Source organism: Caulobacter sp. Root487D2Y, assembly GCF_001427165.1.
Lineage (GTDB): Bacteria > Pseudomonadota > Alphaproteobacteria > Caulobacterales > Caulobacteraceae > Caulobacter.
This window is the reverse complement of the sequence record NZ_LMFD01000011.1, coordinates 199,186-225,855: the sequence shown is the minus strand read 5'-3', so window position 1 is coordinate 225,855 and position 26,670 is coordinate 199,186. Positions and strand designations below refer to the sequence as shown.

Annotated in this window: 27 protein-coding genes and 1 other annotated feature; of the genes, 11 read left to right on the top strand and 16 right to left on the bottom strand. The window is 68.4% G+C overall.

From position 1 onward, the window contains the following. The first annotated feature begins 10 nt into the window (after positions 1-10). The gene (locus ASD38_RS17040) at positions 11-1,336 is read left to right on the top strand and encodes a glycoside hydrolase 5 family protein (protein WP_056439487.1); all 1,326 of its coding nucleotides are present in this window, start codon (positions 11-13) and stop codon (positions 1,334-1,336) included. Between the two features lie 212 nt (positions 1,337-1,548). Continuing rightward, positions 1,549-3,162 (top strand): carboxylesterase/lipase family protein, encoded by a 1,614-nt coding sequence (locus tag ASD38_RS17035; protein ID WP_056461795.1) that lies wholly within the window; start codon positions 1,549-1,551, stop codon positions 3,160-3,162. 188 nt (positions 3,163-3,350) lie between these two features. Here the strand turns inward: ASD38_RS17035 and carA are convergent, their stop codons facing one another. Further along, positions 3,351-4,517 (bottom strand): glutamine-hydrolyzing carbamoyl-phosphate synthase small subunit, encoded by a 1,167-nt coding sequence (gene carA, locus ASD38_RS17030; RefSeq protein ID WP_056439482.1) that lies wholly within the window; start codon positions 4,515-4,517, stop codon positions 3,351-3,353. A 269-nt stretch (positions 4,518-4,786) separates the two neighbouring features. Between carA and ASD38_RS17025 the strand changes: the two genes are divergently transcribed. The 4 genes from ASD38_RS17025 to ASD38_RS17015 all read left to right on the top strand — a co-directional run bounded on the left by ASD38_RS17025 (position 4,787) and on the right by ASD38_RS17015 (position 6,393). Further along, the gene (locus tag ASD38_RS17025) at positions 4,787-5,083 is read left to right on the top strand and encodes a DUF1272 domain-containing protein (RefSeq protein ID WP_056439480.1); all 297 of its coding nucleotides are present in this window, start codon (positions 4,787-4,789) and stop codon (positions 5,081-5,083) included. Positions 5,084-5,203: 120 nt separating this feature from the next. After that, positions 5,204-5,329 (top strand): hypothetical protein, encoded by a 126-nt coding sequence (locus ASD38_RS24930; RefSeq protein ID WP_268761006.1) that lies wholly within the window; start codon positions 5,204-5,206, stop codon positions 5,327-5,329. Between the two features lie 99 nt (positions 5,330-5,428). Beyond that, positions 5,429-5,608, top strand: coding sequence for a hypothetical protein (locus ASD38_RS17020; protein WP_056439477.1), 180 nt, complete (start codon positions 5,429-5,431; stop codon positions 5,606-5,608). A gap of 71 nt (positions 5,609-5,679) precedes the next feature. Next, positions 5,680-6,393 (top strand): HAD family hydrolase, encoded by a 714-nt coding sequence (locus ASD38_RS17015; protein ID WP_056461793.1) that lies wholly within the window; start codon positions 5,680-5,682, stop codon positions 6,391-6,393. Between the two features lie 131 nt (positions 6,394-6,524). Here the strand turns inward: ASD38_RS17015 and ASD38_RS17010 are convergent, their stop codons facing one another. After that, the gene (locus tag ASD38_RS17010) at positions 6,525-7,640 is read right to left on the bottom strand and encodes an acyltransferase family protein (RefSeq protein WP_056439471.1); all 1,116 of its coding nucleotides are present in this window, start codon (positions 7,638-7,640) and stop codon (positions 6,525-6,527) included. A 37-nt stretch (positions 7,641-7,677) separates the two neighbouring features. Next, entirely contained in the window at positions 7,678-9,180 is a 1,503-nt protein-coding gene (locus tag ASD38_RS17005; RefSeq protein ID WP_200946016.1) for a SulP family inorganic anion transporter, read from the bottom strand. Between the two features lie 21 nt (positions 9,181-9,201). Next, positions 9,202-9,254 (bottom strand) — a sequence feature (sul1 is cis-regulatory element that is thought to sense ions involved in sulfur or methionine metabolism; They are found in Alphaproteobacteria). A gap of 100 nt (positions 9,255-9,354) precedes the next feature. On the opposite strand from ASD38_RS17005, the gene ASD38_RS17000 reads away from it, so the two are divergent. Beyond that, complete coding sequence (locus tag ASD38_RS17000) at positions 9,355-9,732, top strand: hypothetical protein (protein ID WP_056461790.1); 378 nt, start codon at positions 9,355-9,357, stop codon at positions 9,730-9,732. A 2-nt stretch (positions 9,733-9,734) separates the two neighbouring features. On the opposite strand, the gene ASD38_RS16995 is transcribed toward ASD38_RS17000, so the two are convergent. The 3 genes from ASD38_RS16995 to ASD38_RS16985 all read right to left on the bottom strand — a co-directional run bounded on the left by ASD38_RS16995 (position 9,735) and on the right by ASD38_RS16985 (position 13,259). After that, the gene (locus tag ASD38_RS16995; protein WP_056439467.1) at positions 9,735-11,117 is read right to left on the bottom strand and encodes a M23 family metallopeptidase; all 1,383 of its coding nucleotides are present in this window, start codon (positions 11,115-11,117) and stop codon (positions 9,735-9,737) included. Between the two features lie 239 nt (positions 11,118-11,356). After that, the gene (gene ctrA / locus ASD38_RS16990; protein ID WP_056439464.1) at positions 11,357-12,052 is read right to left on the bottom strand and encodes a response regulator transcription factor CtrA; all 696 of its coding nucleotides are present in this window, start codon (positions 12,050-12,052) and stop codon (positions 11,357-11,359) included. Between the two features lie 433 nt (positions 12,053-12,485). Further along, entirely contained in the window at positions 12,486-13,259 is a 774-nt protein-coding gene (locus tag ASD38_RS16985) for a LytTR family DNA-binding domain-containing protein (protein WP_056461787.1), read from the bottom strand. 243 nt (positions 13,260-13,502) lie between these two features. Here ASD38_RS16985 and ASD38_RS16980 point away from each other — a divergent pair, with 243 nt between their 5' ends. From ASD38_RS16980 to ASD38_RS16970, 3 genes are all read left to right on the top strand, one after another. Then, positions 13,503-14,393 (top strand): alpha/beta hydrolase family protein, encoded by an 891-nt coding sequence (locus ASD38_RS16980; protein WP_235523864.1) that lies wholly within the window; start codon positions 13,503-13,505, stop codon positions 14,391-14,393. Positions 14,394-14,568: 175 nt separating this feature from the next. Continuing rightward, positions 14,569-15,906, top strand: coding sequence for a flagellar protein export ATPase FliI (gene fliI, locus ASD38_RS16975; protein ID WP_056439456.1), 1,338 nt, complete (start codon positions 14,569-14,571; stop codon positions 15,904-15,906). Continuing rightward, positions 15,906-16,325: a hypothetical protein gene (locus ASD38_RS16970; RefSeq protein ID WP_056439453.1), complete on the top strand. Its 420-nt coding sequence runs from the start codon at positions 15,906-15,908 to the stop codon at positions 16,323-16,325. Before fliI ends, ASD38_RS16970 begins: the two co-directional genes overlap by 1 nt. Positions 16,326-16,328: 3 nt before the next feature. Here ASD38_RS16970 and ASD38_RS23980 read toward each other — a convergent pair whose 3' ends face one another. Next, entirely contained in the window at positions 16,329-16,481 is a 153-nt protein-coding gene (locus tag ASD38_RS23980; protein WP_156390757.1) for a hypothetical protein, read from the bottom strand. On the opposite strand from ASD38_RS23980, the gene ASD38_RS16965 reads away from it, so the two are divergent. Continuing rightward, complete coding sequence (locus ASD38_RS16965; protein ID WP_200941410.1) at positions 16,480-17,523, top strand: endo-1,4-beta-xylanase; 1,044 nt, start codon at positions 16,480-16,482, stop codon at positions 17,521-17,523. The two genes, ASD38_RS23980 and ASD38_RS16965, sit on opposite strands and share 2 nt — an antisense overlap. Here the strand turns inward: ASD38_RS16965 and ASD38_RS16960 are convergent. From ASD38_RS16960 to fliF, 9 genes are all read right to left on the bottom strand, one after another. Further along, on the bottom strand, positions 17,520-17,933 hold the full coding sequence (locus ASD38_RS16960) for a helix-turn-helix domain-containing protein (protein WP_056461782.1): 414 nt from the start codon (positions 17,931-17,933) through the stop codon (positions 17,520-17,522). The genes ASD38_RS16965 and ASD38_RS16960 overlap by 4 nt on opposite strands. 124 nt (positions 17,934-18,057) lie before the next feature. Continuing rightward, positions 18,058-18,456 (bottom strand): DUF4282 domain-containing protein, encoded by a 399-nt coding sequence (locus ASD38_RS16955; protein ID WP_056461779.1) that lies wholly within the window; start codon positions 18,454-18,456, stop codon positions 18,058-18,060. Between the two features lie 138 nt (positions 18,457-18,594). Then, positions 18,595-19,134 (bottom strand): hypothetical protein, encoded by a 540-nt coding sequence (locus tag ASD38_RS16950; protein ID WP_056461775.1) that lies wholly within the window; start codon positions 19,132-19,134, stop codon positions 18,595-18,597. A gap of 151 nt (positions 19,135-19,285) precedes the next feature. Next, positions 19,286-21,394: a flagellar biosynthesis protein FlhA gene (gene flhA / locus ASD38_RS16945; RefSeq protein ID WP_056439442.1), complete on the bottom strand. Its 2,109-nt coding sequence runs from the start codon at positions 21,392-21,394 to the stop codon at positions 19,286-19,288. 128 nt (positions 21,395-21,522) lie between these two features. Further along, a complete protein-coding gene (gene flbD, locus ASD38_RS16940; protein ID WP_056461772.1) occupies positions 21,523-22,887 on the bottom strand; it encodes a sigma-54-dependent transcriptional regulator FlbD in 1,365 nt (454 codons plus the stop codon). A gap of 85 nt (positions 22,888-22,972) precedes the next feature. Continuing rightward, entirely contained in the window at positions 22,973-23,308 is a 336-nt protein-coding gene (gene fliN / locus ASD38_RS16935; RefSeq protein WP_035072446.1) for a flagellar motor switch protein FliN, read from the bottom strand. Positions 23,309-23,313: 5 nt separating this feature from the next. Further along, complete coding sequence (locus ASD38_RS16930) at positions 23,314-23,961, bottom strand: FliH/SctL family protein (protein WP_056439436.1); 648 nt, start codon at positions 23,959-23,961, stop codon at positions 23,314-23,316. A 12-nt stretch (positions 23,962-23,973) separates the two neighbouring features. Next, a complete protein-coding gene (gene fliG, locus ASD38_RS16925; protein ID WP_056439433.1) occupies positions 23,974-24,990 on the bottom strand; it encodes a flagellar motor switch protein FliG in 1,017 nt (338 codons plus the stop codon). A 3-nt stretch (positions 24,991-24,993) separates the two neighbouring features. Then, positions 24,994-26,640, bottom strand: a complete 1,647-nt coding sequence (fliF, locus tag ASD38_RS16920; RefSeq protein ID WP_056439430.1) for a flagellar basal-body MS-ring/collar protein FliF — start codon at positions 26,638-26,640, stop codon at positions 24,994-24,996. Between the last annotated feature and the right edge of the window lie 30 nt (positions 26,641-26,670).

Below are 26,670 nucleotides of genomic sequence, written 5' to 3'. Positions count from 1 at the left end.
GGAGGCAAACATGCTGTCGAGACGCCATCTGCTGGTCGCGGGCGCCGCCGCCATGGTCGCCGGCCAGGCCCAGGCCGACATCACGCCCTCTTCCGCCTTCGTGACCGTCAAGGACGGCCGCCTCAGCCTGGACGGCAAGCCCTATCGCTTCGTCGGCGCGAACCTCTGGTACGGGGCCTGGCTGGGCTCACCGGGGGTGTCGGGCGACACCGCGCGGCTGGAGCGCGAACTGGACCGGCTGAAGGCCCTGGGCGTCACCAACCTGCGCATCCTGGGCGCGGGCGAGAAGTCCCCGGCCAAGGTGGCCATCGACCCCACCTTCCGCGGCCCCGGCGAGGACTACGACCAGGACCTGCTCAAGGGCCTGGACGTGGTGTTGGCGCAGATGGCCAAGCGCGACATGAAGGCGGTGATCTACGTCAACAACTTCTGGGACTGGTCGGGCGGCATGCCGGCCTATCTGCGCTGGACCGGCAACGGCGAATGGTTCCAGCAGGGCGACCCCGCCCATCCTTGGCCGGAATTCGCCGACTACTCCGCCCGCTTCTACGGCGACGCCAAGGCGCAGGACCTGTTCCGCCACTATCTGCGCGCCCTGGTCGGCCGGGTCAGCAGCGTCACCGGCCAGCCCTATCGCGACGACCCGACGATCATGGCCTGGCAGCTGGCCAACGAGCCGCGTCCGGGCGGCAGCGAGGCGTTCGGCGTTGCGAACCTGCCGACCTATTATCGCTGGATCGCCGAGACCTCGGCGCTGATCAAGGCGCTGGATCCGCGCCATCTGGTCACCACCGGCAGCGAGGGCGCCATGGGCTGCCTGGAGCGCGAGTCCTGCGTCGTCGAGGCCCACAGGCCGGCCAGCATCGACTACATGACCCTGCACGTCTGGCCCAACAACTGGGGCTGGATCGACCCCAAGAACCAGCCGGCGACCTATGCGGCCGGCGAGGCCAAGTGCCGCGACTACGTCACCCGCCACATCGCCATCGCCAAGCGCCTGGGCAAGCCGCTAGTGATCGAGGAGTTCGGCCTGGTCCGCGACGGCCGCGCCTTCGCGCCCGGCGGTCCCACCACCGACCGCGACCGCTTCTACCGCATGATCTACGGCCTGGTCCTGGCCGACATGAAGGCCCGCGGGCCGCTGGCGGGGACCAACTTCTGGGCCTGGAACGGCGAGGGCCGCGGCCAGCACGCCGACGCCTGGTTCAAGATGGGCGACCGCGCCTATGTCGGCGATCCGCCGCAGGAGGAGCAGGGGCTGTTCGGCCTGTTCGACGCCGACGCCTCGACCCTGGCGGTGGTGCGGGCGCACGCCACGGCGGTGAGCGCGCTTTAACTCCTCCCCCTGTGGGGGAGGCGGCGCGAAGGCGCCGGTGGGGGGAGCAGACCCACCTCGGCAAACTCCCCCCTCCGTCGGCTTCGCCGACACCTCCCCCACAGGGGAGGAACTCAGGCCCATCGCACGGCCCAAAAAGTGGATGTCACCGGTGTCATGATCCGTGGTAGCGATTCCACCGAACGCGAGCCCAACCGCGTCGGAGGAAGCTCATGGATCACCCTCACGTCGATCGTCGCGGCCTGATCGCCGGCGCGGGCGCGGCCCTCGCCCTGGCCTCCACCCCCGCCCTCGCCGCCAAACCCGGCCCGGTCGTGGCCACCACCCACGGCAAGGTGCGCGGCGCCGGCGGCGACGGCGTCCAGGTGTTCAAGGGCCTGCGTTACGGGGCCGACACCGGTGGAGCGGGACGCTTCATGCCGCCCCAGCCGCCCAAGCCCTGGACCGGCGTCGCCGACGCCCTGGCCTACGGCGCGGCCTGCCCGCAGGGCAAGGGCGAGGACGGCGAGGCGCAGAGCGAGGACTGCCTGTTCCTGAACGTCTGGACGCCCGCCAAGGCCGGCAAGACGGGCGGGCTGGCCGACGGCGTCAAGCGGCCGGTGATGTTCTACATCCACGGCGGCGCCTATAACACCGGCTCGGGCGCCAGCCCCTGGTACGACGGGACGAAGCTGGCCAAGCGCGGCGACGTGGTGGTGGTCACGGTCAACCACCGGCTCAACGCCTTCGGCTACCTCTACCTGCCCCGCCTGTTCGACGATCCGTCGGTGGCCGACAGCGGCAATACCGGCCAGATGGACCTGGTCCTGGCCCTGCGATGGGTGCGCGACAACATCGCCGCGTTCGGCGGGGATCCGGGCAACGTCATGCTGTTCGGCCAGTCGGGCGGCGGCGCGAAGATCGCCACCCTGATGGCCATGCCGACCGCCAAGGGCCTGTTCCACCGCGCCGCCACCATGAGCGGCCAGCAGGTCACCGCCGCCGGCCCGTTCAACGCCACAAAGCGCGCCAAGGGCTTCATCGACAAGCTGGGGATCAAGGACCTGGCCGCCCTGCGCGCCCTGCCCGCCGAGACCTTCCTGGGCGGCCTGAAGGCGGTCGACCCGATCGCCGGCGGCGGCGGGGTCTATATGGGCCCGGTGCTGGACGAGCGGACCCTGACCCGCCACCCGTTCTTCCCGGACGCCTCGCCGGTGGGCCTGTCGGTGCCGATGATGTGCGGCAACACCCATGACGAGGTGCGCGGCTTCGTGGGTTACGACAAGAGCCTGCTGGACCTAACCTGGGAACAGGTGATCGCCAAGCTGCCCAGCCAGTTCAACGCCCGCGTCGACATCGACCCGGCCACGGTGGTGGCGGCCTACCGCAAGATCTATCCGAACTACTCGCCGTCGGACGTCTATTTCGCGGCGGCGACCGCTGGCCGCTCGTGGAAGGCGGCGATCATCCAGGACGAGGAACGCGCCAAGGCCGGCGTCCCCGCCTGGGCCTACCAGCTGAACTGGCGCGCGCCCAAGGACGGCGGCGTCTGGGGCGCGCCCCACACGCTGGACATGCAGCTGGTGTTCGGCAATTTCGACGCGCCCGGCGTGATCACCGGCTCGGGTCCGGACGCGGTGGCCATGCACGAGCGCCTGGCCGACGCCTTCATCGCCTTCGCGCGGACGGGCAACCCCAACACCTCGTCGCTGCCCAACTGGCAGCCCTATGAGCTGCCGAGACGGCAGACCATGGTGTTCGACAATGTCTCGCGCCTGGAGGACGACCCGCGCGGCGCCGAGCGCGAGCTGTTCAACAAGGTCCCGTTCATCCAGTTCGGGACTTAAAAGAAAACCCTCTCCCAGAGGGAGAGGGCGGGGCCCGCCGCGCAGCGGTGGGAGGGTGAGGGGCTACGCCCTCACCGATTTCCCGCGAACGCCCTGCCGGCACGCCGTCGGACGGTTTACCCCCTCACCCTCCCAAGCTTCGCTTGGGTCCCTCCCTCTCCCCATGGGAGAGGGTGAGAAGAGACGTCCTACTTCGCCGCGTCCATCAGGCCCGCGAACCGTTCGAACAGGTAGAGGCTGTCCGTCGGCCCCGGCGAGGCTTCGGGGTGGTGCTGGACGCTGAACACCGGCTTGTCGGTCAGGGCGATGCCGGCGTTGGTGCCATCGAACAGCGAGACGTGGGTCTCGGTGACCGCTTTCGGCAGCGAAGCGCTGTCGACGGTGAAGCCGTGGTTCATCGAGACGATCTCGACCTTGCCGGTCGTCAGGTCCTTCACGGGGTGGTTGGCCCCATGGTGTCCCTGCTCCATCTTCACGGTCTTGGCGCCCACCGCCAGGGCCAGCATCTGGTGTCCCAGGCAGATGCCGAACACCGGCTTGCCGCTGGCGACCAGCTTCTGGATTTCGGGCACCGCGTATTCGCCGGTCGCGGCCGGGTCGCCCGGGCCGTTGGACAGCAGCACGCCGTCGGGATTGCGGGCCAGGATGTCCTCGGCCGAGGTGTTGGCCGGCACCACCGTGGCGCGGGCGCCGACATGGGCCAAGGCGCGCAGGATGTTGCGCTTGACGCCGTAGTCCAGGACCACGACCTCGTACTTGGGCTTGTCCAGCTTTGCGTAGCCTTCCGGCCACGACCACAGGCCCTCGTCCCAGGTGAAGGTCTGGGTGGTCGAAGCGTCCTTGGCCAGGTCCAGGCCTTCCAGCCCGGCCCAGGCCTTGGCCTTGGCGACCAGGGCGTCGAGGTCGAACTTGCCCTCCGGCGAGTGGGCGATCACGCCGTGCGGCATGCCGGTCTCGCGGATCTTGCGGGTAAGGGCCCGGGTGTCGACGCCGGCCAGGCCGATCATGTTGCGACGCTTCATCCAGCCGTCGAAGTCACTGTCGGCGCGCCAGTTGGCCTGGTCGGTCGGGGCGTCGCGGAAGATCGCGCCGCGGGCGGCCGTCTCGGCGCCGCCGGCCATCTGCTCCAGGTCCTCGACGTTCGTGCCGACATTGCCCACGTGCGGGAAGGTGAAGGCGACGATCTGGGCCATGTAGGAGGGGTCGGTCAGGATCTCCTGGTAGCCGGTCATGGCGGTGTTGAAGCACACCTCGCCGACCGCGTCGCCGACCGCGCCGCAGCCGACGCCTTGCAGGATCGTGCCGTCGGCCAGGGCCAGAACACCAGTGACGCCGGGGAGAAGGTCTTGGGACATCTCGGAAAGCGCCTCCAGAAACGCGGGGCCGGAATAGGCCGATCATTGTCGCAAAAAGGCGGGCTGGGAGTAACCCCCACCCGCCGCGCAAACGGCGGCGTGTCTAGGGGTCTAAAGGTGGGGGGTCAACCCCTTCGATCACGGGAGTCGGGGCGCCCGCCCACATTCCCGTGATCGGTGAAAGAGTCCCCTCGCGCGGGAAGCCCCGGAGCCCTTATGCTGGAAGGGTTAAGCGCCACAATAAGCATTAGAACACGGGAGGACGGCCCATGCTCGAACTGCGCCCCAATTGCGAGTGCTGCGATCGCGACCTGCCGCCCGACAGCCCGGACGCGCGGATCTGCACCTTCGAATGCACCTTCTGCGCCGACTGCGTGGAGACACGATTCTCCGGGGTCTGCCCCAACTGCGGCGGCGACCTCTCGGCCCGGCCCATCCGCCCCGCCGCCGCCCTGCACCGGTTCCCCGCCTCGCTGAAGCGCGTCTACAAGGCCCATCCGGCCTGCGCCAGCGTGCGGCCGCCGCCGTCCAGGCCCTCGCAGCCCGCGCCGCCCTCCTGGGCCTGAGGGGCGCTTAGTCTCTTCGGCGCCCCGGCTGGAACAACTTGTCGCAGGGCCGCATCCATCGGCGTCGGCGGCGCGTTAATTCCTTGAAGCTCATGGTCAAGCTTCAAAGGAGTCGATCCCATGAGCACCCGCGCCGCCCGCATCGCCGCCGCCCGCTGGCCCGGCCTGGCCGAGACGAGCCTGCGCGTCCTGCTTGTGGTCACCGCGTCGGTCGCCGCGGCGATCTTCGTCGCGCAAAGCTTCTAGGCCCGCAAAAACCTATCTTGGCCTTAGGAACGTCGGGAAGCCGACGCCGTTAGGACGGTGTGGGGAGGGGGCGCTTTCCAACTGTGCCTGTACCTTTGAATGTCCAATTCCTTTGATGATCCCGCCGAAGAACCGGCCACGACCGTTTCGGCGAACCTGACCGAGCAGATGCTCCACCTGACCAACCGGTTCGAGGAGGAGCGCCTCAAGCTCGAGGAGCGCACGTTCCGAACCGACACCGAAGACGAGGAGCAGAGCGAAGGCGGCAAGAAGGACTGAGCGCCTTCCCTCGAGCCTTTGCCTAGGGCCGCGACGCGGCGTATCACCCGGCCGAGACCGGAGAGCCTTTCATGCCCGTCACCACTGTCGGCCCCGTCACCACCGTTGGTGTCGACGCCGACGACACCCTTTGGCACAACGAGACCATCTTCCGCCTGACCCACAAGCGGTTCGTCGAGCTGCTGGCGCCCTATGGCGACGCCGAACAGATCGACGCCAAGCTGGCCGAGACCGAGAAGCGCAACCTGCGGCTCTACGGCTACGGGGCCAAGGGCTTCACCCTGTCGATGATCGAGACGGCGATGGACCTGACCGACAGCCAGGTCAGCATCGGGGTGATCCGCCAGATCCTGGCGGCCGGCCGCGAGATGCTGACCGAGCCGGTCGAGCCGCTGCCCGGCGTCGAAAAGGCTTTGGCCACGCTGTCGGAACGCTATCGCCTGGTGCTGATCACCAAGGGCGACCTGCTGCACCAGGAGCAGAAGCTGGCCGCCTCGGGCCTGGGCGACCTGTTCGCCGCCGTCGAAATCGTCTCGGAAAAGGACGCCGACACCTATCGCCGGGTCTTCGCCCGCCACGGCTCGGGACCGGAGCGGGCGGTGATGGCCGGCAATTCGGTGAAGTCCGACATCATCCCGGCCCTGGAGGCCGGCGCCTGGGCGGCCCTGATCCCCTACCCGCTGGTCTGGGCCCACGAGGCGGCGACCGCGCCCAAGGACCACGGGCGGTATGTGGAGCTGGGGTCGATCGGGGAGTTGCCGGCGTGGGTGGACAGCATGAGCTGAAACCCTCTCCCGTGGCGAGAGGGAGGGGCCCGAGCGAAGCTTGGGAGGGTGAGGGGGTTCTGCGTTCGACGGCGTGCCGGCAGAGCGCCCGTGTGAAATCGGTGAGGGTGTAACCCCTCACCCTCCCCCGACTACGCGGCGGGCCCCTCCCTCTCCCTCTGGGAGAGGGTTTTCTTCGCGCCCAACCCCGAGATCCAGTCCCGCGCCGGCCGCTCGAACAGCACCAGCGACAGATAGGCCGCCGGGATCAGCGCCAGCACCCAGAGCAGCACCCACAGCCGCAGGGCATCGCCGTTCAGGTGCAGGCGGGCCACGCCGACCCAGTTGATCCCCATCTTCAGGGCGATGGGATGCAGCAGATAGAGGCTGAAGCTCAGCTGGGCCCACGGCGCCAGGCGGCGGCTGACCCCGCCTTGCGAACCGGCCGCGTCGGCGGCGACCCCGGCCAGGCCCAGGGCGTAGACGATCAGCAGCAGCAGGGTCCGCTCGATCCGGAAGGTCGAGGCGACCAGGAAGACCGCCAGCAGACCCCACATCCAGACCCGCGCGAACGGCAGCCGGCCCAGCGGCGCGCGCAGCTGGAAGGCCAGCATGCCCAGCAGGAAGCCCGGCACGGCGCGCAGCACCCCGAAGTTCCAGGTCCACTGGTGGAAGGGCATCTGGCCGTCCGGGTTCAGCAGCAGGATCACGAAGCTGGCGACCGCGACCAGGGCCGTGACGACCCGCCCGCGCCCGGTGATCCAGAACAGCAGCGGCAGGGCCAAGTACATCCCCATCTCGGCGCTGATCGCCCAGCTGACGAAGTTCCAGGTCTGGGCGTGGCAGACGCGCCAGGCGTGGACGAACAGCACGTTCGGGGCGATGCACGACAGGTCGTAGCGCTTGGGATCGACGTCGCCGCCCCAGCCCATCACCCCGGCCGCCCAGACGCCGACGAACACCAGCATGGTCGCCCAGTGCAGCGGCCCCAGCCGGGCCACCCGCTTCTTCAGGAAGGTCCCGTACTTGTCCCAGCCGGTCAGCCGGCCGGTGTAGATCGCGGCCATGACGTAGCCGGAGATCAGGAAGAACAGGTCCACGATCAGGCTGAAGCCCTTGATCATGTCGTCCGCCACCTGCCAGCGCCCATCCAGGTTGATGTAGCGGTTGAAGTGGAAGACCACGATCATCAGCGCCCCGACGATGCGCAGGGCGTCGAGGTGCAGCATCTCGTCGGAATCGGGCTTGAGGGCCGGAAGCGCTTTCATCGCCCAGGGATGGGACGGGCGACGGCGATGGTCAAGCTCAGGCCGAGTGCCCCGCGCCCTCCGGCAGGTGGGTCTTGTCGTGGCGACCCACCCGCTCGACCAGGGTGGCGGCGGCCTGGTTCATGCCGATGACCTCTACCTCGGCGCCCTGGCGGCGGTAGCGGAACACGACCTTGTCGACCGCCGCGACGGCGGTCAGGTCCCAGAGGTGGGCGCCTGTCAGGTCGATCTCGACCCGGCGCGGCTTGCCGTGAAATTCGAACGCGGCGGCGAACAGGTCGGCCGAGACGAAGAAGATCTGGCCAGTGACCACATAGCGTCGCACCGCCCCTTCTTCCTCTGAGGATGGGCCGGTGTCGATCTCGCGCACGGCTAGCACCTTGCCGACCTTGCGGGCGAAGAAGATCACGCTGAGCACCACGCCCAGAACGACGCCCTTGGACAGGTCGTGGGTGGCCAGCACGGTCAGGGTGACGGCCAACATGACGATCGTGGACTGCGCGGGGGTCGAGCGGATGTTCGTCACCGAACCCCAGTCAAAGGTCTTGATCGACACCATGATCATCACCGCCACCAGGGCGGCCATCGGGATCCGGGCCACCCAATCGCGCAGCACCAGGATCAGAATCAGCAGGAACAGGCCGGCCCAGAAGGTCGACAACCGCCCGCGTCCGCCGGAGGTGACGTTGATCATCGATTGGCCGATCATCGCGCAGCCGGCCATCCCGCCCAGCAGAGGCGAGACGATGTTGGCGATCCCCTGGCCGCGCGTCTCGCGGTCCTTGTCCGACGGGGTGTCGGTGATGTCGTCCAGCAGGTTGGCGGTCAGCAGGCTCTCCAACAGGCCGACGAAGGCCAGGGTCAGCGAAACCGGGGCGATGAGCCTCAGAGTCTCCCAGGTCAGGGGCACGGCGGGGAGGTGGAACACCGGCAGGGTGGTCGGCAGCTTGCCCATGTCGCCGACGGTGCGGACGTCGACGTGGAAGGCGATCGCCACGGCGCTGAGCGCCAGGATGGCCACGAGGGGCGAGGGCACTGCCTTGGTCAGACGCGGAAACAGATAGATGACCGCAAGGCCCGCTCCGACCATGGCGAAGGTCTGCCAGTTGCCGTGCAGCAGCTGCGGTGTCTGGGCCAGGAAGATCAGGATGCCCAGCGAATTGACGAAGCCGCTCATCACCGACTTCGACACGAACCGCACGTAGCGGCCCAGGCGCAGCACGCCGATCGCCACCTGGATCAGGCCGGTCAGCAGGCTAGCGGCGAACAGGAACTCGATCCCGTGGTCGCGCACCAGGCCGCCCATCAGCAGCGACATCGCCCCCGTGGCGGCCGAGATCATCGCCGGCCGGCCGCCGACCACGGCGATGGTCATGGCGATCACGAACGAGGCGTACAGGCCCACGGCCGGGTCCACGCCCGCGATGAACGAGAAGGCCAGGGCCTCGGGGATCAGGGCCAGGGCCACGACCGTGCCCGACAACAGGTCGGCGCGCGGCTGGCCCAGCCACTCGCGACGTAGGGTGGTCAGGAAGGTCATAGTGTTTGAGCGCGGTCTCTGGAGTTTCCGAGGGATAGGCGCCCGGACGAGCCACCCGGAAGACCGGGTCCGACGAAGGCCGCCCTTGTGCCGTCCAGCCTTCGTTCGGGCAAGGAGGAACTCATATCGGGCTCGACCACTTGGCGTCGTGAAGCTGCGCCCTATGCTGCCGAAATGATCTACGCCTATCTCGCTCTGTCGATCCTATTGGCCGTCGCACTGATCACGCGCCTTGCCTGGCCGCGTCTTGCCCGAACTCTTGGCCGCATCCCGTCGGACGACAAGGCCGCCATCGACCTGTTCCTGGCCAACCGCGACGAAGCGGCGGTGACGGTCAAGAAGGAAATCCTGCGCGGCGGCTTCGAGGGACGCTTCGGCGAGGCCAACATCTACGGCGTGCCGAACCGGGGACGCTTCTACGCCGTCCTGGCCTCGGACGCCGACGGGCGGCGATATCGCCACACGTTGGCCGTGGCGGGCGACAGGGGGCGGCATGATTTCACGCTGCTCCAGCAAGGCCCCGAAGGTTATTGGACGCGCGTCCTTCAGTAGCGCTACCGCAGCGTCGGGCCTTTGCCCTTGTCCAGCGAGGCCAGCGCCATCTTCGGCGCCGACGGATCGGCCGGCGCGTCGCCGCCGGCGGCCAGCATCTGGTCGATGTGGTTGCGCTGGGCCTTGAAGCGCGACAGCTCGCCGCCGGCCAGGATCGTGCCCTGGGGCACCTTGGCGCCGATCGGGTTGACCCGCTGACCGTTCAGCCAGACCTCGTAGTGCAGGTGCGGGCCGGTCGCCAGGCCCGTGGAGCCGACATAGGCCACCACCTGGCCCTGGCGCACGCGCACGCCCGGCTTGATGCCCTTGGCGTAGCGCGAGATGTGGCCGTAGCCGGTGTCCCACTGGCCCGAATGGCGGATGCGCAGCCAGTTGCCGTAGCCGCTCCAGCGGCGGGCCTCCAGCACCACGCCGTCGCCGGCCGCCAGGATCGGGGTGCCGGTGCCGGCCCCGAAGTCGACGCCCTTGTGGCCTCGGGTGTAGCCCAGCACCGGGTGCTTGCGCATGCCGAACGTGGAGGTGATGCGGGCGCCGTCGACCGGCGTGCGCAGCAGGAAGCCTTTGATGTTCTTGCCCAGCTCGTCGAAGAACTGCGGCTTGCCGTCCTCGCCCGGCCGTTCGAAGGCGTAGAACTTCTGGCCCTTGACCTCGGCGTATTCCAGGTCGCCGGCCTCGACCGTGCGGCCGCTCTCGGTGACCTTGCGGCCGAACACCAGGCAGAACTTGTCGCCCTCGTGGATGTCGCGCGAGAAGTCGATCTTGTGCGAGAACAGCTTGGCCGCCTGGCTGATCACCGCCGGGGTGCCGCCCACGTCGGCCACGCTCTCGTAGAACGACCCCTTCATCTCGCCGCAGGCGACCTTGGTCTCGTCGGTGACCTTTTCCTCGAGCTCGCGCAGCTTCATCGCGCCGTCGAAGGTGCGCGAGACGGTCAGGGTCGAGGATGGGCTGGTGCGCATCGACAGGCCGATCAGGCGGGCCGAGCCGGCGCGGCCGTTGCGGCGTTCGGCGACGGCGGCCTCGAAGGCCATGCCGGCCTTGATGTTGACGGTGTCGATCGCGCCTTGCAGGGCGGCCACCACCTGATGGGCGTCATTGGGAGCGATGCCGGTGCGCAGCACCGCGCCTTCCAGGGTCTCGCCTGGACGCACCTTGACGGGGATCGATTCCGGACGCTCGAAGCCGGGCTGGGCCTCGGCGCTGGCGAAGGCCGCGTGCTGCAGGGCGGCCAGGGCGCCGGCGTCCAGCGGCGCGCTGACCACCTGCACCGGCGCGTCCAGCGCGGTCAGCTTCCAGCCCAGGCCAAGAGCGGCCAGACCGGCGATCGCGGTGAAGATTTTCGGGGCCAGACGCAAGGTCGGCCGTCTCGGATCGAATTCCTGCATCAAGCCCCCGACTGGTAGCCCCCGACTGGTAGCGATGCCGCGTATGTTCAAAATGACACGGCTGGGATGCCCCCCAGCAAACCTCGCGCCGGAAAATGGCGGATGACGCCACCTTCGGGCAAGGACTATTCGGTGCTTCGGGCGATTTGTCACGGACAGGGTTAAGTCCTTGTCCGTAAAAAAGAAAACGCCCGCCTCCTTCGAGGCGGGCGCTCTGATTTCGGGCTTCCAGCCGGCGATTAGGCCGCGGCGACCTGCTCGTTCGGGTCGCGCAGCACGTAGCCGCGACCCCAGACCGTTTCAATGTGGTGCTTGCCCTGGGCCGAGGCCGCCAGCTTCTTGCGCAGCTTGCAGATGAAGACGTCGATGATCTTCAGCTCGGGCTCGTCCATGCCGCCGTACAGGTGGTTGAGGAACATCTCCTTGGTCAGGGTCGTGCCCTTGCGCAGGGAGAGCAGCTCCAGCATCTGGTATTCCTTGCCGGTCAGATGCACGCGGTTGCCGTTCACTTCGACGGTCTTGGCGTCGAGGTTGACGACGATGTCGCCGGTCTTGATCACCGACTGGGCGTGACCCTTCGAACGACGGACCACCGCGTGGATGCGGGCGATCATCTCGTCCTTGTGGAACGGCTTGGTCATGTAGTCGTCGGCGCCGCCCGAGAAGGTCTTGACCTTCGTGTCGATCTCGGCGCTGCCCGAGAGGATCATGATCGGCGTGTTCACCTTCGCCACCCGCAGGGTGCGCAGAACGTCCAGCCCGCTCATGTCCGGCAGATTCAGGTCCAGCAGGATCAGGTCGTAGTCATAGATCTTGCCCAGATCCACGCCCTCTTCGCCAAGATCCGTCGTGTAGACGTTGAAGCCTTCAGACTTCAGCATCAGCTCGATGGTCTGCGCGGTGGCGCTGTCATCCTCGATCAACAGTACGCGCATGCAGCCCTCCCCGCCCTTAGGCGGCAATATTCGACAGCTAGGCGGAATCCGCCGGTGAAACCCGTCCTGCACTCTGCCGGACAGTTAATTTAAGACAGGTTAATGGTGAATGATCTCGTCGAAGAAATGGTTAATCTGATTTGCGAATCGGGCGCAAGCGGTCTGCGACTCATTTGGCGCAATGGTCGCAGGCGCCTGTGGACAGTTCGTCAAGCCGATTCCTTTTGGCCCAGAGGCCCGGAATTGCGGGTCCGTAGAGGCCAGATCGCCCGCCCGAAGACGCCTTCAGGCGGCTCGCCGTTCATCTTTGAGGCGCGATTGCGGCGTTCTGTCGCGAGAAATTTACAGCCTTGACCGTACGCCCGAAGCCCTGTCGGCGAGCCCGTGCCGCTCAAGGTCCGCGACGTCCGGTCGCGGCGGATTCAGCTCGGACCTAGCCGTCGGATTCCGGCGGCAGCCAGCCGGCTTCCCGAAGCTTGGCCACGGAGGCGCGGGAAACCGGCGCGGTGAGGTCGCCGCGCAGGGTCAGACGCAGGTTGCGGCCGTCGGCGACCACCCCGGTCACGGCCGCCCGGGCCACCCACCACGAGCGGTGCACGCGCATCCCCTCCTGGGTCATGCCGGCGATCACCCGCTCGAACGGTCCGGCGACCAGGCGCGAGCCGTTCAGGGTGTGGACCCGCACATAGTGATCCTCCATCCGCAGGCACAAGACCGGACCGGCCTCGGCCTCCCCGGCGGGGCCGGAACGTGTGATCGGCGTCGCAACCGCGGGCTCGCCGACCGGTCCCTGCAGGCGCGGCCGCATCAGCAGATAGGCGCTGACCAGCGGGATCGAGATCGCCAGGCACTGGCTGTACCAGATGAGCGGCGTGAAGCTCGCCAGTTGGGGCCACAGCGCCACCGCTATCCAGGCGACGATCACCGCCTGCACCGCCGCGCCCAGCAGGGCCGCCACCCCCGCCATGAACCACGGCGGCATGCCCAGGCGTCGACCCGCCGCCAGCGACAGCCGCACGATCACGCCGAAGATCGCCGTGCTGATCCAGATGACCCCGATCCAGTAGGCCAGGCGGACGCCGAGGGGACCGTTGAAGAAGCTGCCATACGGGCCGACCACGCCCAGGAACGCGCCCACCCCGGTCGCCACGGCGAAATCGATCGCCCAGTCGCGCGGTGAACCCAGAAGTGCGGCCTTGGAGGTCATGGCTCTCGTATAGCGGCGGTTCGCCGGTTCGCGAACCCGTTCGCCCGTTCGCGCAACAGCACTGGAAGATCGGCGTTCGCCGCGTCATCGCCGGACATCCTTCATTCCAGGAGCTCGCTGATGCGACCACGGTTTTCGATCCTTTCCCTCGTTCTGGCGCTCCTCGCCGTCCTGAGCTTGGCCCCGGCGTCCGCCTTGGCTCGGGCGCCTGGCCCGGCGACCGACGTCGGGTTCCGAGTCGTCATGGCGCCCGACCCGAAGGGGCCGCCGATCACGGTCGGGATCTGGTATCCGACCATGACTCCCGCCACCGCGCCGGAACGCGGCATGGACGATCTGCCCGTGGCCTCCAACGCGCCGATCGTCGGCGACCGCCTGCCGCTGGTGGTGATGTCGCACGGCAACGGCGGCTGGTTCGGCGGCCACTACGACACCGCCATCGCCCTGGCCAAGGCCGGCTTCGTCGTCGCCGCCCTGACCCACACCGGCGACAACTACCAGGACCAAAGCCGCGCCACCGACATGGCCAACCGCCCCCGGCAGCTTCACGTCCTGATCGACTACATGCTGAAGGACTGGGACGATCACGGTCGCCTGGACCCTGACCGCGTCGGCGCCTTCGGGTTCTCGTCCGGCGGTTTCACGGTGCTGACGGCGGCCGGCGGCGAGCTGGACGGAAGCCGCATCCAGCCGCATTGCCGGGACTATCCCACCCACTACGACTGCCAGCTGATGCTGCGCGTGCCCCCGCCGCCGGGCGGGCTGGCCAACTGGGTCCACGACGACCGGATCAAGGCCGTGGTCTCGGCCGCCCCCGCCCTGGGTTACGCCTTCAAGGCAGAAACGCTGAAGGGCCTGCGCCAGCCCATCCAGCTGTGGCGCGCCGAAGACGACGAGATCCTGCCCGATCCCTTCCACGCGACCGCCGTCCGCGCGTCCCTGCCGAACGCCGACTATCACGTGGTGGCCAAGGCCCGGCATTTCGACTTCCTGACGCCTTGCAACGACTACACGCGCAAGACCCTGGCCTTCCTGTGCAACAGCGATCCCAGCTTCGACCGGGCGGCTTTCCACCGCGATTTCAACGCCTCGGTGACGGCCTTCTTCAAGGCCAATCTGGCGGCCAAGCCCTAACGTCCAGGTCCGCTCATCCCGAAGGCCGGGATGAGCGGAAACGGGGGATGGTCATAAGGACGCAGGCGGCGACGTTAAGGCCAATCCTCAAGAGCCGATTAACCATGTCGGTCTACTTCACTCCCCATTAACGCACGGGGTTCAAAGCTTGACCTCGAGCCGTCGGGAGTTGTGCTTGCGTAGCCTGATCGCCGCCGTCGAACGTATCGATCCGCTGACCGTCTTCGGTCGCGTCGCCGCCGTGAACGGCCTCCTGATCGAGGCGCGCGGCGGCCTGACCCGTCTTGCGGTCGGCGCGCGGGTCGAGATCGAGCGGCTGGGCCTGCCGGTCCTGCCGGCCGAGGTGGTCGGCTTCCGCGAAACCCGCGCCCTGCTGATGCCGTTCGGCCCCGTCGAGGGCGTGGCCCCCGGCGCCGTGATCCGCATCATGCCCGAAGGCGCCGTGGTCCGCCCGACCAAGGCGTGGCTGGGCCGCATCATCAACGCCTTCGGCGAACCGATCGACGGCCTGGGTCCGCTGCCGCAGGGCGAGGTCCCTTACCCCCTGAAGACCGCCCCGCCGCCGGCCCACGCCCGCGGCCGGGTGGGCGAGCGCCTGGACCTGGGCGTGCGGTCGATGAACGTCTTCACCACCACCTGCCGCGGCCAGCGCCTGGGCATCTTCGCCGGCTCGGGCGTGGGCAAGTCGGTGCTGCTGTCGATGCTGGCGAAAGAAGCCACCTGCGACGCCGTCGTGGTCGGCCTGATCGGCGAACGGGGCCGCGAGGTCCGCGAGTTCATCGAGGAGACCCTGGGCGAGGAAGGCCTCAAGCGCGCCATCGTGGTGGTCGCCACCTCGGACGAGCCGGCCCTGACCCGCCGCCAGGCCGCCTACATGACGCTGGCGATCTGCGAGTACCTGCGCGACCAGGATCAAGAAGTCCTCTGCCTGATGGACTCGGTGACCCGCTTCGCCATGGCCCAGCGCGAGATCGGCCTGGCCGCCGGCGAGCCGCCGACCACCAAGGGCTACACCCCCACCGTCTTCACCGAGCTGCCCAAGCTGCTCGAGCGCGCCGGCCCCGGTCCGATCCGCGCCGACGGCACCACCGCCGGCCCGATCACCGCCCTGTTCACGGTGCTGGTTGACGGCGACGACCACAACGAGCCGATCGCCGACGCCACCCGAGGCATCCTGGACGGTCACATCGTCATGGAACGGTCCATCGCCGAGCGCGGGCGCTTTCCGGCGATCAACGTCCTCAAGTCCATCAGCCGGACCATGCCCGGCTGCCAGACCCCGGAAGAGCGCGAGGTCGTCAAGATGGCCCGCCAGACCATGGCCGCCTATTCCAACATGGAAGAGCTGATCCGCATCGGCGCCTATCGCGCCGGGGCCGACCCGGTCATCGACCGCGCCATCCGGCTCAATCCCGCCGTCGAGGCCTTCCTCGGCCAGGACAAGGACGAGGCCACCAGCCTCGACGACAGCTTCGGTTATCTCGCCCACATCTTGCAGAGCGACGCCGCCTAATGACCAAGTGGGCCGACTCCCTGATCCGCATCTCGAACCACGAGGTCGAGACCCTGCAGAAGCGCCTGGCCGAGATCGTCGAGCGCCGCCAGACCGCCGAGATGAAGGTCGCGACCCTGGACGCGCAGTCCGAGCTGGAGGCGATGCAGGCCCAGGGCGACGTCGAGGCCGGCTGGTACATGATCGGCTTCCGCCAGGGCTCGAAAATCCGCCGCGACCAGGCCCTGCTCGAGATCGACCAGATCCTGATCGAAGAGGCCGGCGCCCGCGACGCCCTGGCCCAGGCCTTCGAGAACCTCAAGAAGTACGAGCACGTGGCCGAGGCGGCCAAGGTCGCCAGGACCAAGCTGATCGGCAAGCTGGAGACGGCGGCCCTGGACGAGTTGGGCCTGCGCCGGGCGGCGGTCGGTGGACGGTAGTCTCTACTCCTCACCCGTGAAACGGGGGAGGTGGCGCGATGCGAATACGCATCGTGACGGAGGGGGCGTCCTGCCGACACCTTGCCCTTCCGACGCCCCCTCCACCGCTTCGCGGTCCCCCTCCCCCGTTACGCTTCGCTCCACGGGGGAGGAGATATCCCGTCGCGCCGTCGTCGCCTCGGCCCTCGCCCTGACCGCCTGCGGCCCCAAGACCGCCCAGAGCCAGCCCGCCGACCTGCCGCCGCTGAAGAGCCTCGCGCCGTTCCGGATCGGAAGCTGCGTCCAGGCGCTCCATCTGGACGATCCGGCCCTGACCGCCGTGCTCGCCCGCGAGGCCAGCCAGCTGACCCCCGAGTGGGAAATGAAGATGGAGTACATCGTCCGGCCGGACGGCTCCTTCCGCTTCGACGCTCCGGACCGCATCGCCGCCTTCGCCCGCGCCCACGGCATGGGCCTGCTGGGTCACACCCTGATCTGGTACGCCCAGGTCCCGCCAGCCTTCGAGCGGCTTGACGAGAGCCGCATCGGTTTCGCCGACGCCTATCGCAACTACATCCTGGCCGTCGCGGGCCGCTATGCCGGCCAGGTGGTCGGCTGGGACGTGGTCAACGAGGCGGTGGCCGAGGACGGCGCCGGCTGGCGCGACAGCCTGTGGTCCCGCCGCCTGGGCGACTTCGAGCACATCGCCCTGGCCTATCGCACGGCGCGCGAAGCCGATCCGCACGCGACCCTGCTGCTGAACGACTACAATCTCGAATACAACCCGACCAAGCGCGCCACCTTCCTGAAGCTGGCCGAGCGCCTGCTGGCCTCGGGCGCGCCGCTGACCGGCCTGGGAACCCAGATGCACGTGGCGGCTGACATCGCGCCGGGCCAGATCACCCGGATGATCCGCGACCTGGCCAGCCTGGGCCTGCCGATCCACGTCTCCGAGCTCGACGTCTCGCTGGTCCGGTCGGAAAACAAGCTCCTGTCTGGCGCCGAACTGCGACGCCGCCAGACGGCCGTCTACGCCGAAACCGCCGAGGCCTTCATGGCCCTGCCCGAACGCCAGCGCTTCGCCTTCACCCTGTGGGGCCTGCGCGACCAGGACTCCTGGCTGAAGAAGGAGAACGCGGCCGATGCTCCGGCGCCGTTCGACGACGCCGGACGGCCCAAGACCGGTGCGGCGGCCCTGGCCAGGGCGTTCAGGACCTAGCCCGCGGCCCGCTCCGCCTCGTCGTCCATGCTCAGCGTCTTGGCCAGGGCCAGGATCTGCAGGCGCTGAGCCATCGGCAGCTGCGGCACCAGCGAGGCCAGCTCCACGCCCTCCTTGGTGGCCATGAAGCGAAGGACGGCCTGGGTCCGCGGGTCGCTCTCGCCCGAGTCCTCCAACGACGCCATCCCTTCGAAGAACCAGGCCACCGAGATCTGCAACGTCACGGCCATGCCGTAGAGCTTGGACGCGCTGACGCGATTGGCCCCGCGTTCGTACTTCTGCAGTTGCTGAAAGGTGATGCCCACGCTGTTGGCCAGCTGGGTCTGCGTCAGCCCCATGGCCTTGCGACGCAAACGGATGCGCGCGCCCACGTGGATGTCGACGAGGTGAGGTTCATGATCGGCGGTCAACAGGCGTCTCCGGCAGGAGACTCGACACGCCTCCTGCGGCTTAGACGCCGACAACGACCCCCGCCCTCAAGGCTCGTGGTGAATTTTCGTGGACCGCGCTATTTGGTCACAGAGGACGCGGGGCTCAGTCGAGCGGCTTGGGCGCCTGAGTCGGCGGGCGGGTGACGGCGGCCACGGCGTGGTCGGCGTCGCTGGCCTGGCGCAGGGCGCGCAGATCCTCGCTGATCCGGAAGATGGCGACGTAGAACTCGCAGAAGGCGCGCCACAGCAGCACCATGGCGGCGGCGACCAGCAGGCCCGCGACCAGCACGGGGAAGGCCAGCAGCAGCGACTGGAGACCGGGTTCCTTCAGCGCCAGGCCCACGGCGGCGCCGACCACGGAGAAAGCGAACAGCGCCACGACGCCGAGACCCGCCCAGTAGATCAGGTGAATCACCGGCCCCGTGACGAGACGGTCGAACGTCAGCAGGTCCCAGAACAGACCGCTCGCGCCGCTCGTCTTTGAATTTCTGGCCGGAGCCATCCGACACCCCTCATGTCAGCGGGAGCTCCGCCGGGTACTGGCCCATCGCTAGCAGCGCGAAGCCCGCTCGGCAATGCCGAGCGGGCTTGCGGATCGCCAGAGAACTGTCAGGCGGACGATCGTTGGTTACGTCGCCCGTTACTGCGGCTTGGCGCCGGCCAGGGTGGCGTCGATCTGCGCCTTGGTGGCCGTGGTCTGCAGGCCGCCGGTGGTGGCGGCGCTGAAGCTGGCCTTGGGCAGGGCGAACTTCTTCTCGCCGCTGGTCACGACGACGTTGGTCGAACCGTCGGCGCCCGTGGTGGTGCCGGCGATCGTGCCGACCACGGCGCCCGAAGGATCCTTGACCTCGGAGCCGACCTTCAGGTCCAGGGCAACATTGGCCGAGGACGGGGTGCCCGCCGCGTCGGCGTCAGCCGCCGTGCTGGTGGTGCTGGTCGTGCTGCTGGTGGTCGACTGGGTCGGCGCGCCCGGCAGGGCGCTGGTCGGCGCGGCCGGGGTGGTGGCCGGAGCCGCCGTCGACGGCATCGTCTGAGCCGGCGCGGTGGTCGTGGTGGTCGTCGACGAGGTCGTCGCCGGGGTTTGAGTCGGCTTGGCGGCCGGAGCCGTCGATTGGGCGAAAGCCGCGCCGGCCAGGGAAAGAGTCGCGGCGGCCGCGAACATGGCGATCTTGGTTTTCATCAGTAGCGCTCCGTCGTGAAGGCCCCCGCCTTGCAAACCGAACGCGACCTATCGGCAACGGTTCCGAAATAGTCGGTAACAACCCGTGACCATTTCGGGGCGTTTCCAGGCTTTTTCTGGGCGGAAGCCCTGAGCGCGCCCTGGTCGAAGCCTAGACCATCCCCACGGTGCGCAGGCGCGCGCGCGGATGGATTTCGTTCTGGCTCATCACCACGGTCTGGCCGCGGAAGCGCTCGATGATCGAGCGGACATAGGGCCGCACGCCGGGGCTGGTCAGCAGGACGGCGCTGTCGCCGGCCATGGCGGCCTGGTCGAAGGCGTCGCGCACGCCGCGGATGAAGTCCTGCAGGCGCGAGGGCGCCAGGGCCAGCTGCTTGTCCTCGCCCGGACCCACCAGGGCCTCGGCGAACGCCTGCTCCCACTCGGCCGACAGGGTGATGATCGGCAGCGAGCCGTCCTCGCCGCGGTTGGCCCAGCACAGCTGGCGGCCCAGACGGGCGCGGACCTGCTCGGTCAGCTGGATGACCGAAGCGGTGTGCGGCGCGGCCTCGCCCATGCCTTCCAGGATCTGCGGCAGGTCGCGGATCGAGACCCGTTCCTTGAGCAGGGCCTGCAGCACGCGCTGGATGGTGGCGGCGCTGACCACCGACGGGATCAGGTCGTCGACCAGCTTCTTCTGGCCCTCGGGCAGGTCCTTCAGCAGCTTCTGCACCTCGGCGTAGGAGAGCAGGTCGGCCATGTTCTCCTTGAGGATCTCGGTCAGGTGCGTGGTCAGCACGGTGGCCGGATCGACGATGGTGTAGCCGCGGAAGGTGGCCTCCTCGCGCATGGCTTCCTCGACCCAGGTGGCGGGCAAGCCGAAGGCGGGTTCGCGCACGTGCTCGCCGGGCAGTTCGACCTGGCCGCCGCGCGGGTCCATGGCCATCAGGCAGCCCAGGCGAACCTCGCCGGCCCCGGCCTCCATCTCCTTGATGCGGATCGCGTAGCCCTGGTTGGCCAGGCGCATGTTGTCGAGGATCCTGACCGGCGGCATGACGAAGCCGAACTCGGTGGCAAGGGTCTTGCGCAGGGCGCGGATCTGGTCGGTCAGCTTGCGGCCGTCCAGGTCGTTGATCAGGGTCAGCAGGCCGTAGCCCAGCTCGATCTTGACGTCGTCTATGGCCAGCGAGGCGCTGATCGGCTCCTCTTCGGGCTCGGCGGCGGCCGCGGCGGCCTCCAGGGCGGCGGCGCTCAGCGGCTCCGGCTCCTTGGCCTTGGTGGCGCGGCGATAAGCCAGGTATCCCGAGCCCACCGCAAGCGCGGCGAAGGGGATGATCGGCATGCCCGGGATCAGGGCGATGACGCCGGCCGAGGCCGAGACCATGCCCAGGGCGACCGGGTTCATGGCCAGCTGAGTGGTCAGGGCCTTGTTGGCGCTGCCTTCGACGCCGGCCTTGGACACCACCATGCCGGCGGCGATCGAGATGATCAGGGCCGGGATCTGGCTGACCAGGCCGTCGCCGATGGTCATCAGGGTGTAGGAGGCCGAGGCCTCGCCGAGCGGCATCTTGTGCTGGACGACGCCGATCAGGATGCCGCCGATGATGTTGATCGCGGTGATGATCAGGCCGGCGACCGCGTCGCCCTTCACGAACTTGCTGGCGCCGTCCATGGCCCCGAAGAAGGTGCTTTCCTGCTCCAGGTCCTTGCGGCGCTGCTTGGCGGTGTCCTGGTCGATCAGGCCGGTCGACAGGTCGGCGTCGATGGCCATCTGCTTGCCGGGCATGGCGTCCAGGGTGAAGCGGGCGGCGACTTCGGCGATCCGGCCCGAACCCTTGGTGACGACCATGAAGTTCACCACCACCAGGATGATGAAGACGATCACCCCGATGACGAAATTGCCCTGCATCATCAGGTTGCCGAAGGCGGCGATGACCGCGCCGGCCCCGTGCGAGCCCTCCTGGCCGTGGCCGAGGATCAGGCGCGTGGAGGCCACGTTCAGGCCCAGGCGATAGAGGGTTGCGACCAGCAGGACGGTCGGGAACGAGGTGAATTCCAGCGGCTTCTTGATCAGGATCGCCGTCATCAGGATCAGCACGGCGCCGGTCAGCGAGATGGCCAGCAGCAGGTCCAGCATGATCGCCGGAACCGGGATGATCAGCAGGACGATGATCCCGACGACGCCCAGGGCCAGGCCCATTTCGCCGCGCAGGATCCCTTCCCACAGCGACTTGGCGCTGGGGACCGAGGAGGCGGTCTTGGGGACGGCGGCGTCAGTCATTCAAATCTTCGATCCCGTAGCCTGGCTTTCGGATGGAGCGATTTGCGCGCCGTCACCAGGGTCTTAATCGAAATTAGCCATGTCCGGCGCCGGACCGATGGTCGCGGCCGCCGGTGCACAAGACGGTCCTAGGCCGCGGCCACCCCGCCCTGGGGCGGCGGCACCGAGACGCCCGCGTCGGAATATTCCTTCAGCTTGTTGCGCAGGGTGCGAATCGAGATGCCCAGGATGTTGGCCGCGTGCGTGCGGTTGCCCAGGCAGTGCTCCAGGGTGTCGATGATCAGCTGCTGCTCGACCTCGGCCACCGTCGAGCCGACGAAGGTGCGCGAGACGGCGTCGGCCGCCATCTGGGCGCCGCGGGCCACCGCGACGTCCGGAGCCGGGGCCAGGGGCTGGCCGTCGGGCAGGCGGATGGCGAATTCCTCGATCTCCGCGCCCGGCGACAGCAGCACCGCTCGGTGCATGGCGTTTTCCAGCTCGCGAACGTTGCCCGGCCAGCGGTGGGCGATCAGGCGGCGCTTGGCCTCGGCCGAGATCGGCTTTTCGGCGACGCCGTTGGCGGCCGAGTACTTCTTCACGAAGTGCTCGCACAGGGTGAGGACGTCGCCTGGACGTTCGCGCAGCGGCGGCAGGCGCAGGTTCACGACGTTCAGGCGGTAGAGCAGATCCTCGCGGAACGTCCCGTCCTTCACGGCCTGGACCAGGTCGCGGTTGGAGGTGGCCAGGATGCGGATGTCGACCTTGACCGGCTTGCCGCCGCCGACACGGTCGATCTCGCGTTCCTGGATGGCGCGCAGCAGCTTGGCCTGCAGGCGGGTGTCCATCTCGCTGATTTCGTCCAGCAGCAGGGTGCCGCCGTTGGCTTCCTCGAACTTGCCGACCCGGCGGGCCACGGCGCCGGTGAAGGCGCCCTTCTCGTGGCCGAACAGTTCGCTTTCCAGCAGGTTCTCGGGGATGGCGGCGCAGTTGACGCTGATGAACGGCGCCTTGGCCCGACGCGACTTGGCGTGGACGTAGCGAGCCATCACTTCCTTGCCCGAGCCGCTCTCGCCGGTGATCAGGATCGAGGCTTCCGACGCCGCGACCTGGTCGGCCAGGCGGATGACGCCTTCCATCGCCGGATCGCGGACGATCATCGGTCGGTTGTCGTCGGTGACGGCGGCCAGGACGGCGGCGATCAGCTCGGCGTCCGGCGGCAGCGGGATGAATTCCTTGGCTCCGGCCTTGATCGCCGCGGCGGCCCGCATCGGGTCGGCGTCGACGCCGCAGGCCACCACCGGCACCCGGATCCGCTCGGACTCGTTGGCGGCGATCAGGCCCGCGATGTCGAGCGTGTACTCGACCATCATCAGGTCGGCCCCCTGCCCGGCCCGCAGCGCGTGGGTCGCCGCTTCGCACGTTTCGACGTGCGAGACCTTGGCCCCGGTGTTCATCGCCATTTTCACGGCGACCGAGAGCTGTCCGTTCAGTTTTCCGACGACCAGGAGGCGCATCGTTCTATCTCCGTTGGGGCTGTTTTACCCCGGCAGTTCAACTGGTTAAGCTTTACTCGACGCCCGAAAGCGCCACTTGGGGCGGTTAGCCGGCGGCGTCGCCGTCCTTGATGATTTCCGTCATGGTCACGCCCAGCCGCTCGTCGACGACGACGACCTCGCCGCGCGCCACCAGGCGGTTGTTCACATAGATGTCGATCGCCTCGCCGACCTTGCGGTCGAGTTCGAGGATCGATCCGGCCGACAGCTGCAGCAGCTGGGCCACCGACATGTGGGCCCGGCCCAGCACGGCGGAGATGTTGACGGGGACGTCGAACACCGGCGCCAGGTCGGAGGCGATCTTGTCGCTGAGCTCGACCGGCATCTCGGAGGCCAGCATCGAGCCGCCGAATTCGTCGAGGGTGAGATTGTCTTCGGACATGACGATCAGCTTTCGCTAGCGGGCAGCAGGGGTTCGGCGTGGAGACCCTCGGCCGCGATGGCGGCTTCGAGGGCTTGAGCGACGCGGGCGGCCGCGTCGGTCGGGTCGAAGGCCGCGCGGCCGTCGCCCCAGTCGAGGAGGAAGGCGGCGGCCGGCAGTTGGGCGTCGGCGCGGGCCAGGATCTGGCCGGGGAAGCCGATGGCTTGCGCCGTCTGCTCCAGGGCGGCCTGGGTGCGCTCGACCAGATGCGGCGCGACCCGGACGCTCAGCTTGGGGCTGGCCTCGACCTCGCGGGCCAGGGCGACCAGGGCCGCCTGGGCCGGAGCCTCGGGAAATTGGTCCAGGGCCGCGTCGGCGATGGCCCGGCCGCAGGCCAAGGCCAGCATCGCCGAGCCCTCGCGATGCGCGTGGGCCACCGCGGTCAGGGTCGAGAAGGCGCCGTGGATCGCCTGGCCGATCGTGTTCAGGGCCATGGCGGCCTCGCGCTCGGCCTGGGCGACAGCCGACTGCTCGCCGGCGGCGTAGGCCTCGGCCTTGACGGCCTCCACCTCTTCGGCCGTGAAATTCTTCTTCGCGCGCGGCGGCGCGCTCACGCCGCCGTGGTCGTCGAACACGGTGTCGAAGGTGAAGCGCTTGGGGGTCATGTCGGTCATTCAGCCATCCCCCTAGTAGATCAGTTCGTCTTCGGCGCCGGCGCCGGCCAGCATGATCTCGCCCTTGGCGGCCAGGTCCTTGGCGACCTGCACCATGGCGACCTGGGCCTGGTCGACGTCCTTCAGACGGACCGGACCCATGCTCTCCATGTCCTCGCGCATGATCTTCGAGGCGCGCTCGGACATGTTCGAGAAGAACATCTCGCGCAGCTTGTCCGAGGCGCCCTTCAGGGCCAGGGCCAGCTGTTCCTTGCCGGTGGCGCGCAGCAGGGTCTGGACGCCGCCCGGATCCAGCTTGGCCAGGTCCTCGAACACGAACATCAGGGCGCGGATGCGCTCGGCGGCCTCGCGGTTGCGCTCTTCCAGCGCCGCGATGAAGCGGGCCTCGGTCTGGCGGTCGAAGTTGTTGAAGATCTCGGCCATCATCTCGTGGCTGTCGCGCTTGGACGTGCGCGCCAGGTTCGACATGAATTCGGTGCGCAGGGTCTGCTCGATCTTGTCGAGGATCTCGCGCTGCACCGGCTCCATCCGCAGCATGCGGGTGACGCATTCCAGGGCGAAGTCCTCCGGCAGCGAGGCCAGCACGCGCGCGGCGTGGTCGGACTTCACCTTGGACAGCACCACGGCGACGGTCTGGGGGTATTCGTTCTTCAGATAGTTGGCGAGCACCGCCTCGTTCACGTTGCCCAGCTTGTCCCACATGGTGCGACCCGCGGGACCGCGGATCTCCTCCATCAGCTGGTCGACCTTGTCCTGCGGCATGAACGACGCCAGCAGGCGCTGGGTCTGCTCGTAGGAGCCCATGATCGCGCCGGTCGAGCTCATGCCCGAGACGAACTCGACCAGCAGCTCTTCCACGACCGAGGCCGAGACCGTGCCCAGGCCGGCCATGGCCTGGGAGACTTCCTTGATTTCCTCGTCGTCCAGGGCTTGCCAGATCGCGGTGTGCTCTTCGCCCAGGGCGAGCAGCACGATCGCGGCCTTCTCGGGCCCGGCCAGCTTCTTGACGTCGTTGACGGAGGTCTTCATCGCCTACTCCGACTCATGCAGCCAGGAGCGGAGGATGGCGACCGATTCCTCGGGATGCCGGTCGACGAACTCGGAGACGCGCTTGATCGACGAGGCCTTCACTTGGCCTTCGATCTTGGCGATGTCGATGCGCTGGTCCATGTCGCTGCCCGGACCGGCGATCGCCATGGTCTCGCCCATCTGGTCGACGACCACTTCCTGGGTCGTGCCGTCCGACAGCGTGACCATGCGCGTCACCGGGGTCGCCAGCGCCAGGCCCAGCGGGGTCGGCGGCGGGCTCATCAGGCTCTTCAGGAACGGACGGACCGCGAACAGCAGGATCAACAGGGCGACGACGGCCAGCACGGCCAGTTCGGCGAAGCGCATGATGTCGTTCTTGTCCATGCCGTCCAGCAGGCCGGCCTTGCCCAGGCCCTGGTCCTCGGGCTGCGGGAAGCGGACATTGACCACCGAGACCTGGTCGCCGCGCGTGGCGTCGAAGCCGACCGCGGTCTTCACCATCTGCTCCAGCTGGGCCAGCTCGGCGGCGGAGCGCGGGGTGTAGGCGCCCGGCTTGCCGTCCTTGCCCGGAGGGGCGGTGACGCCGTCGATGGCCACCGAGACGTCCTGGCGGATCACCGAGCCGGGCTCCTGGACGGTGGTCTTGGTGCTTTCCGAGATCTCGTAGTTGGTGACGCTCTCGTTGCTGTCCTGCTTGGAGCCCAGGGGCTGGAAGCCGTTCGGGGTCTGGCCCGGGATGTTCTGGGTCGAGGTGACGCCGCCGGTGTCGTCGTTGCGGGTCTCGCTGGCGTTGTTGGCGTTGGTGCTTTCCGAGCGGATGACCTGGCCGTCCGGGTCGAACTTGCGCTCCTGGACCGTGACGCGGTTCAGGTCGAGCTTGGCGTTGACGGTGACGCGCGCCTTGCCCGGGCCGAGCACGCCGTCGAGCATTTCCTTGACGGTCTTGGCGACGCGGGCCTCGGCCTCGCTCTTGGCGTCCTGGGCCAGCTTGCCGGCCAGGCTCGCGTCATTGCCGGCGGACAGCGTCTTGCCGTGCTGGTCGATGACATTGACGGCCTCGGGCTTCATGCCGGCGACCGAACCGGCCACCAGGTTCTGGACGGCGCGGACCATGTCGCTCGACGGTTCGCGGCCGGTGCTGATGGTGACGGCGGCGGTCGGCTTGTCGGCGTCTTCCTCGAACAGCTGACGCTTGGGGATCACCAGGTGGACGCGGGCGGCGCGCACGCCGTCCCAGCCCTGGATGGTGCGCTCGAGCTCGCCCTGCAGGGCGCGCTGGCGGTTCAGTTGCTGGACGAAATCGGTCTGGCCCAGCGCGCTGCTGGTGTCGAAAATCTCGTAGCCGACCGAACCGGAGGTCACCAGGCCCTTGGTGAAGATCAGCTGGCGGGCGGCGTTGACCTTGTCGCGGGCGACATAGATCGTCGAGCCGTCGCTCTTGGTCTCGTATTTGATGCCGGCGGTGTCGAGCGCCTGGGTGGCGGCGGCGGATTCCTTGGGGTCGACATTGGACAGCAGCAGCTCGTTGGGCTGCTTGCTCATCATCATCATCACGGCGGCGATCACGGCGATCCCGCCGACGACAACGCCCACGAGGGCGGCCAGACGGCCGACGCCAAACCTCTGAATCGCGCTGAGGAACTTATCCAACCGACGCCCTACCCCCTGAACGACGTTCCC

Coding starts and splice junctions, on each gene's coding strand:
- ASD38_RS16980 (WP_235523864.1), top strand. CDS start 13,503: ATGGCGCCCGACCCGAAGGGGCCGCCGATCACGGTCGGGATCTGGTAT.
- flhA (WP_056439442.1), bottom strand. CDS start 21,394: ATGACTGACGCCGCCGTCCCCAAGACCGCCTCCTCGGTCCCCAGCGCC.
- fliN (WP_035072446.1), bottom strand. CDS start 23,308: ATGTCCGAAGACAATCTCACCCTCGACGAATTCGGCGGCTCGATGCTG.
- ASD38_RS17000 (WP_056461790.1), top strand. CDS start 9,355: ATGATCTACGCCTATCTCGCTCTGTCGATCCTATTGGCCGTCGCACTG.
- ASD38_RS17015 (WP_056461793.1), top strand. CDS start 5,680: ATGCCCGTCACCACTGTCGGCCCCGTCACCACCGTTGGTGTCGACGCC.
- ASD38_RS17020 (WP_056439477.1), top strand. CDS start 5,429: ATGTCCAATTCCTTTGATGATCCCGCCGAAGAACCGGCCACGACCGTT.
- ASD38_RS16950 (WP_056461775.1), bottom strand. CDS start 19,134: ATGAAAACCAAGATCGCCATGTTCGCGGCCGCCGCGACTCTTTCCCTG.
- ASD38_RS16955 (WP_056461779.1), bottom strand. CDS start 18,456: ATGGCTCCGGCCAGAAATTCAAAGACGAGCGGCGCGAGCGGTCTGTTC.
- ASD38_RS17035 (WP_056461795.1), top strand. CDS start 1,549: ATGGATCACCCTCACGTCGATCGTCGCGGCCTGATCGCCGGCGCGGGC.
- carA (WP_056439482.1), bottom strand. CDS start 4,517: ATGTCCCAAGACCTTCTCCCCGGCGTCACTGGTGTTCTGGCCCTGGCC.
- ASD38_RS16970 (WP_056439453.1), top strand. CDS start 15,906: ATGACCAAGTGGGCCGACTCCCTGATCCGCATCTCGAACCACGAGGTC.
- ASD38_RS16995 (WP_056439467.1), bottom strand. CDS start 11,117: ATGCAGGAATTCGATCCGAGACGGCCGACCTTGCGTCTGGCCCCGAAA.
- ctrA (WP_056439464.1), bottom strand. CDS start 12,052: ATGCGCGTACTGTTGATCGAGGATGACAGCGCCACCGCGCAGACCATC.
- ASD38_RS17025 (WP_056439480.1), top strand. CDS start 4,787: ATGCTCGAACTGCGCCCCAATTGCGAGTGCTGCGATCGCGACCTGCCG.
- ASD38_RS17010 (WP_056439471.1), bottom strand. CDS start 7,640: ATGAAAGCGCTTCCGGCCCTCAAGCCCGATTCCGACGAGATGCTGCAC.
- ASD38_RS17005 (WP_200946016.1), bottom strand. CDS start 9,180: ATGACCTTCCTGACCACCCTACGTCGCGAGTGGCTGGGCCAGCCGCGC.
- flbD (WP_056461772.1), bottom strand. CDS start 22,887: ATGCGCCTCCTGGTCGTCGGAAAACTGAACGGACAGCTCTCGGTCGCC.
- fliG (WP_056439433.1), bottom strand. CDS start 24,990: ATGAAGACCTCCGTCAACGACGTCAAGAAGCTGGCCGGGCCCGAGAAG.
- ASD38_RS16985 (WP_056461787.1), bottom strand. CDS start 13,259: ATGACCTCCAAGGCCGCACTTCTGGGTTCACCGCGCGACTGGGCGATC.
- ASD38_RS17040 (WP_056439487.1), top strand. CDS start 11: ATGCTGTCGAGACGCCATCTGCTGGTCGCGGGCGCCGCCGCCATGGTC.
- ASD38_RS16930 (WP_056439436.1), bottom strand. CDS start 23,961: ATGACCGACATGACCCCCAAGCGCTTCACCTTCGACACCGTGTTCGAC.
- ASD38_RS24930 (WP_268761006.1), top strand. CDS start 5,204: ATGAGCACCCGCGCCGCCCGCATCGCCGCCGCCCGCTGGCCCGGCCTG.